Source organism: Embleya sp. NPDC050493 (assembly GCF_044458105.1).
In the GTDB taxonomy this organism is placed as follows: Bacteria; Actinomycetota; Actinomycetes; order Streptomycetales; family Streptomycetaceae; genus Embleya.
In genome coordinates this window covers 197,221-206,013 of record NZ_JBITHP010000017.1, presented here as the reverse complement: position 1 = coordinate 206,013, position 8,793 = coordinate 197,221, and the positions used below count along the sequence as shown (strand labels likewise).

Genomic DNA, 8,793 nt, shown 5'->3' with positions numbered 1-8,793 from the left:
CCGCGGGGGGGGGGGTGCCGGGGGGCGGGTCCCCCGGGCGGCTCCCCCCCCCCGCGCCCCCGGCCCCCCCGGGGGGGGGGGGGGGGGGCCCCCGGCGCGGGGTGGCTCGGGTGGTCAGGCTCCCGTCGAGGTGTGCGCGTACGGCGACTCGGCCGCGGGAGTCGCCGGCTTGGGGCCGCCCTCGCTGAGGCCGAATCGGTCGTGGAACCTGCGCAGCGGGCGGGGCGCGTACCAGGCCGAGCGGCCGAGCAGCCGCATCGCGGCGGGGACGAGGATGCCGCGTACGGCGATGGCATCGATGAGGATGGCCAGGCCGCTGCCCAGGCCGAACATCTGCATGAAGCTGAGTTCGGCCGTGCCGAAGGCGAAGAAGCTCACCGCGAGCAGGCAGGCCGCCGCGCTGACGATGCGTCCCGTGTGGCCGAGGCCGTCGACCACGGCCGACTCGGTGTCCTCGCCCTGGTCGTGGAGTTCCTTGATCCGGCTGGTGACGAACACCTCGTAGTCCATCGACAGACCGAAGGCGATGCAGAACATCAGCATGGTCATCGAGGTGTCCATCGGCTGTGGGGTGAAGCCGAGCACGGAATCGAGGTGGCCCTCCTGGAAGATCCAGGTCATCACGCCGAGGGTCGCTCCCAGGCTGACCATGTTCAGGACCAGCGCGCGCAGCGGTTGCACGACGCTGCCGGTGAACAGGAAGAGCAGGAGGAAGGTGGTGAGGGCGATCAGGGCCGCGGCGAGCGGGATCCGGCCGATGATGGAGTCCTTGGAGTCGACCAGTTCGGCGCCGGTGCCACCCACCCGGGGATGCGTCCCGGGCGGCGGGGTGACCGCTCGTACCTCCTTCACCAGGCTCTGGCCCTTGTCCGACTTCGGCGCCAGGCCGCTGACCACGTTGATCCGCTGTGCGTCGGGGCGGCCGAGGGCGGCGTTGGCGGGCCCGGGCGGGGTGGAGCGTCCGGCGATGTAGGTTCCCGTACTGGCCTCGACCCGGACGATGTCCTCGCGCTTGGACAGTTCCGCCGCGTAGGCGCCCAGCGGGGCCTCGCCCACGGCCTTGTCGATGACGATGTGCAGGGCGGCCGCGTCGTTGCCGTCGAAGTTCTTCCGCAGTTCCGTGGCGACCTGTCGGCTCTTCGCGTCCTCGGGCAGCACTCGCTCGTCCGGCGTGCCGAGGGTGATACCCAGCAGCGGGCTCGCCGCCAGCAGCAGTACCGCGAGCACGGGCAGCGCGGTGAGCGCGGGCCGCCGCATGACGGTACGAGCCAGTCGTCCCCACAGGGGCGCCCGGGAGGCGGAGCGCTCCTGCTTCGCCCACGGCAGCCGCCCGCTGTTGACTCGGTGCCCCAGGACCACGAACAGGGCGGGCATCACGAACAGGGTGCCGACGGCTGCGATGGCGACGACACCGACCCCGGCGTAGCCGAACGAGCGGAGGAAGTACTGCGGGAACACCAGAAGTGCGCTGAGTGCGGCCGCCACCGTCGCGGCGGAGAAGGCGACCGTACGGCCCGCGGTGTGCACCGTCTGCCGCACCGCGTCGTCCACGGTCGCCCCCGCGGCGAGTTGCTCTCGGAACCGGCTGACCATCAGCAGGGCGTAGTCGATGCCCAGGCCCAGGCCCAGGGCCGTGGTCAGGTTGGTCGCGAAGATGGAGACGTCGGTGACGCTGCCGAGGAAGTAGAGCTCCGCGAATGTGCCTGCGATGGCGATGAGTCCGATGGCCAGTGGCAACAGGGCCGCGACCACGCTGCCGAAGACGACCAGGAGCAGCACGAGGGTCAGCGGCACGGCGATGGCCTCGGCCAGGAGGAGGTCCTTGCCCGATTGGGTGCCCAGGTCGCTGTTGACGGCGGCGCCGCCGCCGGCCTGCACGGTGAGCCCGTCCCGGTTCTTTCCGGTGTAGGTTTCGATGAGGCTCTTGGCGTTCTTGTCCCGCTCGGTGTCGTCGCCCTTCACGTGGGTGAGCACCATGGCCTCGCGGCCGTCCTTGGAGCGCAGGGCGGGGTTGTCCGTGTCCCAGTACGAGATCACGTTGTCGAGGTGCCGCTCCTTCTTGAGGTCGGCCACCAGGGACCGGCCGCTCTGCTTGGCGGCCGGGTCGTCGACGCCGCCCTGCGAGGCGCGGACCAGCAGGATCAGGTTCGTCTCGCCGCCGAACTTCTTCTCGATGACATCCCCGGCCCGGCTGGACTGGGAGGCCGGGTCGTCGTAGCCGCCGCCCATCAACTTGCCGAACGCGCCGGCGCCCGCGGCGCCCATCAGGGCCAGAGCAACGACGGCGACGATCAATACGAGCCGGGACCGGCGAATCACCAGTTCGGCTATGCGTTCAAACACGCGCTGACTCCTTATGGCATTCCTGCGGTGAAAACGACGTGAAGCAGCCGGGGTTGGCATCGGGGAGCCGGCGCGGGGCACTCGAAGATTCCTCGCTCCGGCAGGTGGTTCTGCGGTGCCGCACCACCCAGGGCGCTTAGTTGCCCTGCCGTTCGTTATAAGTTGTAACGCCCGTGAACAGCTAGCGTCAAGTGCTTACGTGATAACTTCTAACCAGAGCTTGAGCGCATAGCTCGTCGACGAGCGGCTCGACGGAATCGAGGCGGCACGGTGCGGGCACGACGGCCTGTCGAAGCGGCACGGCGTACGCGCCGGGACACCGGCACGGCGGGTTCGGGCGCGTGGGCCGAGGAGGAGGCCGCCGCTTGCGTCGATGACGTGGCCGGTGATCCGGCGGGCGGCGTCCGAGGCGAGGAACACGACGACGTCAGGCCCCGCGGGTCATGGGTTCACGCCGCGACCAGGGGCAGGGTGTGCCAGCCGCGCAGGATGTTGTGCGGGCGCCGGGTGGGGGCTCGGTCGGGGCTCGGGGCAAGGGTGCGGAAGCGGGTGGCCAGGGCATCGAGGACGGCGTCGAATTCCAGGGTCGCGAGGTGGTTTCCGGCGCACTGGTGGATTCCCGAACCGAGCGCGAGGTGGTCGCGGCTGTCCCGGGTGATGTCGAACGTATCGGCGTTCGGCCCCCACTTGGCGCGGTCGCGGCCCGCGGAGCCGTAGAGCAGCAGGACCTGATCGCCGGCGGGTACGACGGTGTCGCCGACCCGGACGTCGCGGGTGGTGCGGCGGCCGAAGAACTGTATGGGGGCCTCCATTCGCAACGCCTCGGCCAGGACCGCTTCGGTGGGGACGACGCGGTCCCGCACGAGTGCCCACTGATCGGTGTGGGCCAACAGGTGCAGGGCCGCGGTGATGGCGTGGATGGTGGTGTCCATGCCGGCGACGGTGTAGGAGAGCATGAGCGGCACCGCCTGGGATTCCTCGATGTCGCCGCGGTCGACCGCGATGTGGATCGCGCCGAGCCAACTGTCGGCCGCGATCCTGTCGCGGGTGGCGACCCGGTCGAGATAGCGGAACATCTCCTCGGCGTGGGGAAATGCGGCTCGGGTACGCGCGTTGTCGGGGCCGAACGTGTCGAACGTCGCGTCGGCAAGATCCAGGAGCAGGGCGCGGTCCTGCTCGGGCAGGCCCATCAGGCGCATCACGACGCCGGCGACGAAGGGGGCCGCCAGGTCGGTGACCGCGTCGAAGCCGCCGTCCCGAGGGAGCGCCTCGACCAGGGCGCGGGCGCGTTCGCGCATGTCGCGAACGAGGGATTTCAGCGCCCGGGGCGCCAGTTGCCGCGAGAGCACGCGGCGCAACCGCGCGTGGGCGGCGCCGTCCGTGCCCACCACGGTGCCCACCAGAAGCCGGTCGTTGACCGAGTCGGTCAGGGCGAGGGCGCGTTCGCTGGAGTAGGTCGCCGGGTCCCGCAGCGCGGCGGCGACGCTCGCATGCCGCGGCAGTGCCCAGACGTCGTGCGTTTCGAGGCGGACGGCCGCGCCGAGTTCGCGCAGCCGGGCGTAGGCCGGATAGGGGTCCGCGAGGGTGGCGTCGTCGAAGAGGTCGATCCCGGAGGAGGCGTGCACGCTGAGCCTTTCGTGGCAAGGCCCCGCCCGGATGTCGTGCGTATGCCGACGACGGTGCTCGGGGGCGTGGGCTGCCAAGATCCGCCGGACCCGGGCCAGGGGTCAACGGCGCATCGAAGCACGAGGCGCGAACGCGCGCGGCCGTGGACTCGCGGGGCGCACCGACCGGCAGCCGACCGGGCAGCGCTGGTTCCCGTCGGCCGCGTGGCCCGGCGAGGTGGGCGGTCGGCGGCGCGACGCAGGACGCCACGGCTGCCGGCAGGCGGCGATTCCCGGTCGTACGCACACCGTCGGCTCGGGCACTATCCCCTGCGGGCTTCGAGCGCGTCCAGGATCAGGTCCAGGCCGTAGCCGAACTCGCTCGTGTGGTCGTAGCCCGGCTGCAGGGCGTGGCCGACGATCACCTCCCTGAGGTAGGGCAACTCGTCCGCCGACACGTGCTCCAGGATGTCCTGGGCCAAGTCCCCGACGTCGCCCGGGGTCGTCGCCGGCAGGTTCGCCTCCTGGAGGACGTATCCGCCGACGTAGCTGTCGATGAGCGAGACGGCGTGCACGGCCATCGCCGGCGTGAATCCCGCCTCCCGGAGCACGCCGAGGACGGCGTCGTGGTGGCGCAGCGTCGCCGACCCGGGGTTGCGGCGGGAGTCCATGAGGCCCAGCGCCCAGCTGTGCCGCGACAGCACCGCACGCGCGGAGTGGGCACGGGCCCGGATCGCGTCCCGCCAGTCGTCGCACTCGGCATCGGGCAGGTCGATCGCCGCGAACACCGTGTCGACCACGCCGTCGAGGATCGCGTCCTTGTTGGGCACGTGGTGGTAGAGCGACATCGCCTCCACGCCCAGTTCCCGCGCCACCTTGCGCATCGTGATCGCCTGCACCCCGCCGCTGTCCGCCACCCGGATCGCGGCTTCCAACACGCGCTCCCTGCCGAGCGGTTGCCGAGGCGGGGACGGACGCCGTGACGGCGGTGACGGCGGCGGTGACACGGCGGCTCCCGGGGTCGGACGTGTTGACAAGCTTACATGCGTAAGCCAGCCTTACGAGCGTAAGTCCCCGGGTCGGGATGGGCCGGGAGGCCGACGATCGCGCCGGATCGAAACGCGCCCTGTCGGGGCGGGAGAAGGAGACGCCGATGCCGATGCCCAGGTGGTGGGGGCATGTGAACAAGCGGATGTTCAACCCTCGTGCGGTCGCGGGCGGGAAGTGGCCCGTGCTGACCCACGTCGGGCGCACCTCCGGCCGGACGTACCGCACACCGCTCGACGCGCATCCCGTGGACGGCGGCTACCTGTTCGTCCCGGTGTACGGCTCGGGCTCGGACTGGGTGCGCAACGTCCTGGCGGCCGACGGTGCACGGCTCCGGGTCGGCGGGAAGGAAATGAAGCTCGCCGCCCCACGTCTCGTCGGAGCGGCCGAAGCGTTCCAGGCGCTCCCCGACTCGGTGGCCCGCCCACCGAAGCTGCTCCGAATCACCGAGTTCCTGCGGATGGACCTGGTCACCGACTGACGTCCGAGCGCCGAATCGACGGCCGACCAACCGCCCCCCGCCCGGCCCGGAGCACGCCCTGCTGTCGGGCCCATCGATGCGCCTCGGCCACGACGTCGACGCCCCGCGCGCGGCGCTCGGGCTCGTCGTTGTGGTCGGGTCAGGGGCGCCCGTGCGTGGCGTCGGTTGCCTTTTCGTGCGTGTTGATGTGGGCTGCGAAGGATTCGACGGCGTCGACGACGTGCTCGAAGCGGAAGGAGTGGAACAGGTCGAAGGCGTGCTGGGCGCCGGGGAGTTCGGCGTAGACGACCGGGTTGGCCGAGGCCTCGCGGAGCGCCTCGGCGAAGCGTCGGGCGGTGGCCACGGGCACCACCGTGTCGTGGTCGCCGTGCGCGATGAAGAACGGTGGCGCGTCGGGCCCCACGTACGCCAGGGGAGAGGAATCGGGGCCCTGGCCGTAGTAGTTGCCGTAGTAGCCGTTGAGGCAGACGGCAGCGGTGACCGTGGTGTCGACGGACTCGAATCCGGGTTGGAAGGCGGGGTCGTTGGGCGTGAGGGCGGCCAGGGCCGCCAGGTGCGCCCCGGCGGAACTGCCGGACGCGAACAGCTTCGACGGATCGGCGCCGTACGCGTGGCCGTTCTCGCGAACCCAGGCGATCACCCTCTTCAGGTCGATGAGGTGGTCCGGGTGCCGGGCATCGGATCGCAGCCGGTAGTTCGCGCTGATGCACACCCAACCCCGACTCGCGAGCCGGTGGATCAACGGCAGTGAGTGGCTGTTCTTTCTGCCTCGGTCGTATCCCCCACCGTGCAGGTGGATCAGCACGGGACCGCCCGAAGGGCGGGATCGGTGGTGATACACGTCGAGCAGGTTTCTCCTGCCCGCGTCGCCGTAGCCGATGTTCGCCGTGCGCCGGACGTCACGGCGGCGGCGGAAAAACGGCACGACCAGGATGCGGCCGAGCGGAAGGCGGCGGCGCAGCCCCGCGGCCGTCCCGGGGTCGATGGACGTACGCCAGTCCGCGCCCAGTGCCTCGGCCAGGGCCTGCTCGGCCACCGGGCCCGCCCGCAACCCGTTCCGGGCGAGCACCGCGAGGCCCGCCGTGCTCGCCCCGGCCAGTCCGACCGTCGCCCAACCGACGAGCGATTGCACGTCCCCCTGCGAGAAGGCCCACGCCGTGCACGCCAGAAGCCAGCAGAAGCAGAGGAACGGCACCTCGTTGAGCACGAGGGTGAGGCGAAAACTCAGATCCGCAAGGAGCCGCGGTCGGCGCAGCGGTACCAGCGCGAGCAGGGTGGCCACGGCCACGGCCGCCACCGTCACGAGATATCCAACAGGCACGGGGCCACCTCGGGATCGTCGTCGCCGTCGCATCAACCATTACCACACCTGTGGTACCACATCTGTGGCAGTTCCGACAACGTCGGCCCGTACGTCTCGACGTGACCGCCGCCGAGACGCAGCCCTTCGCCGTCCGAGCATCGGACCCGGCGGCCGCCACTCGGCACTCGGCACTCGGCATCCGACGCCCGGCACCTGGCACCTGGCACCTGGCACCTGGCACCTGGCACCTGGCACCCGGCAGCCGTCACCCGACGGCCCCGGCGCCCGGGCCGGTGCCGCATCTATCGCGGCACCGGCCCGGAGCGGTACGGCACGTCGGCCCGTCCCTCGAGCCGGACGAGTCCCGGTCAACCGGTGGTCTCGGGCGAGACCTCGGATCGAGCCGCACGCACGCTTGCCACCTCGTACAGGAGGTTGTTGACCGGCGTCGCGGTACCCGTGCGTGCGCCCAGGCGTACCACCGCGCCCGTCCAGGCCTCGAGTTCGGATCGGTGGCCGGAGGCGATGTCGCGCTGCAACGAGGATGTACCGGTGGCGGGTTGTCCGTCCACGAACGCCATCGTCGTGTCCAGGATGTCGTCGGGCAGCGCGCTGCCCATCGCCTGCGCGACCTGCCGGATCTCGCGCATGGCGTCGACGAGCAGCCGACGTGTGCCTTCGCGGGAGCGCAGCACTCCGATGGGCGCGTCGGTGGCGACGCCCAGACCGCCGAACGGCACGACGAACAGGAACTTCGCCCACAACTCGGCCCAGATGTCCGCGGATATCACCGCGGTCGTGCCGGCGGTGTCCAGCGCGGCGCGCAACCGTTCCGCTCGTTCCGTCGGCCGGTTGTCCCATTCCGCGAAGGTCAGTGCGGCCGGGCCGCCGACATGGCGCACCCGCCCGGGCCCGTCCAGGTTCGCGAAGATCTTCACGGTGCCGGGCAGGACGGCGTGTCGGCCGATCGCCTGGGCGACCTGTTCGGGGGCCTCGACACCGTTCTGCACGGTGACGACCGCCGTTCCCGGACCGACGAGCGGCTCCAACGCCGCGATGGCCGGGGGTAGTTGCCAGGTCTTGACGCACAACATCACCACGTCGACCTCGCCGATGTCGCGGGTGTCGTCGGTCGCCTGCGCCGGTGCGACGGTGAAGCTGCCGGCCACACTGTCCACGGACAACCCCTCCCGTCGCAGGGCCTCCAGATGTGCACCTCGTGCGACGAAGGTGACGTCGTGCCCCGCGGCGGCCAGCCGGCCGCCGAAGTAGCCGCCGATCCCGCCGGCACCGATCATCGCCACTCGCAACGTCTCTCCCATGGAGAACCCCTTTCCCGGGTGCCGCCTGAACCACGGCCGCTCACCGACCGCGGGTCCACGCCTGAAAGCTACCTGTGGGACATCCGCGTGATCATGCGGACCCGGCGGCGGCCGGCCGGGGGGCGGCGTGGTCGTACACCGTGTCCAGGAGGTCGCGAACGAATCGATCGAGGTCGTCGAGTCCGCTCGCGGCCAGGGTCTTCGGACCGCTCGTCAGCAGGTGTGGGATGGCGGCGTGCAGGGCCAGCGTCACGGCCGCGGCCCGACGGCGGGTGACCGCCAACCCCGCGGCTCGCTGGGCCCGATCGAAGTCCGCGAAGTCCGCAGCCGCGATGTCGTCCAGTAGGGTCGCCAGCCACGGCTTGCGCGTGGCCTCGGACTGGAGCTCCAGGTATGCCAGCATTCGCGATCGGCCGGGTCCCGCGACGTTCTCCAGCAGCATGCGAAGCATGACCACCAGGCTCTCCCGATCCCCGGGTACGGGCACGGGGAGTTCGCGGTAGAGCTCCAGGCATCGCTCCGCGCCCGCACGCAGCAGGGCGTCCCTGGTCGGGAAGTAGTTCTTGGTGGTGCCGAGCGGCACTTCCGCGCCGGCGTCCACCGCCCGGTGGGTCAGACCACGCCCGCCGTGCTCCGCCAACACCTCGATGGCCGCGTCCCGCAGACGGTCTCGTCGATCCTGATTCACCCCAC

At 71.2% G+C, this 8,793-nt stretch carries 7 protein-coding genes; 1 reads left to right on the top strand and 6 read right to left on the bottom strand.

Annotated features, from left to right (window positions below):
* Positions 1-114: 114 nt before the first annotated feature.
* The 3 genes from ACIBM5_RS29330 to ACIBM5_RS29320 all read right to left on the bottom strand — a co-directional run bounded on the left by ACIBM5_RS29330 (position 115) and on the right by ACIBM5_RS29320 (position 4,885).
* Positions 115-2,343: an MMPL family transporter gene (locus ACIBM5_RS29330; RefSeq protein WP_396009524.1), complete on the bottom strand. Its 2,229-nt coding sequence runs from the start codon at positions 2,341-2,343 to the stop codon at positions 115-117.
* Between the two features lie 449 nt (positions 2,344-2,792).
* A complete protein-coding gene (locus ACIBM5_RS29325; RefSeq protein WP_396009523.1) occupies positions 2,793-3,968 on the bottom strand; it encodes a cytochrome P450 in 1,176 nt (391 codons plus the stop codon).
* Between the two features lie 302 nt (positions 3,969-4,270).
* Positions 4,271-4,885, bottom strand: a complete 615-nt coding sequence (locus ACIBM5_RS29320; RefSeq protein ID WP_396009522.1) for a TetR/AcrR family transcriptional regulator — start codon at positions 4,883-4,885, stop codon at positions 4,271-4,273.
* 215 nt (positions 4,886-5,100) lie between these two features.
* Between ACIBM5_RS29320 and ACIBM5_RS29315 the strand changes: the two genes are divergently transcribed.
* Positions 5,101-5,475 (top strand): nitroreductase family deazaflavin-dependent oxidoreductase, encoded by a 375-nt coding sequence (locus tag ACIBM5_RS29315; protein ID WP_396009521.1) that lies wholly within the window; start codon positions 5,101-5,103, stop codon positions 5,473-5,475.
* 139 nt (positions 5,476-5,614) lie between these two features.
* Here the strand turns inward: ACIBM5_RS29315 and ACIBM5_RS29310 are convergent, their stop codons facing one another.
* From ACIBM5_RS29310 to ACIBM5_RS29300, 3 genes are all read right to left on the bottom strand, one after another.
* Complete coding sequence (locus ACIBM5_RS29310; protein WP_396009520.1) at positions 5,615-6,796, bottom strand: alpha/beta hydrolase; 1,182 nt, start codon at positions 6,794-6,796, stop codon at positions 5,615-5,617.
* A 350-nt stretch (positions 6,797-7,146) separates the two neighbouring features.
* Positions 7,147-8,100: a 2-dehydropantoate 2-reductase gene (locus tag ACIBM5_RS29305; RefSeq protein ID WP_396009519.1), complete on the bottom strand. Its 954-nt coding sequence runs from the start codon at positions 8,098-8,100 to the stop codon at positions 7,147-7,149.
* Positions 8,101-8,191: 91 nt separating this feature from the next.
* Positions 8,192-8,788 (bottom strand): TetR/AcrR family transcriptional regulator, encoded by a 597-nt coding sequence (locus tag ACIBM5_RS29300; RefSeq protein ID WP_396009518.1) that lies wholly within the window; start codon positions 8,786-8,788, stop codon positions 8,192-8,194.
* Positions 8,789-8,793 lie beyond the last annotated feature (5 nt).

Bases quoted from the DNA above. Each gene is read 5' to 3' on its own strand.
- ACIBM5_RS29315 (WP_396009521.1), top strand. From the start codon at position 5,101: ATGCCGATGCCCAGGTGGTGGGGGCATGTGAACAAGCGGATGTTCAAC.
- ACIBM5_RS29305 (WP_396009519.1), bottom strand. From the start codon at position 8,100: ATGGGAGAGACGTTGCGAGTGGCGATGATCGGTGCCGGCGGGATCGGC.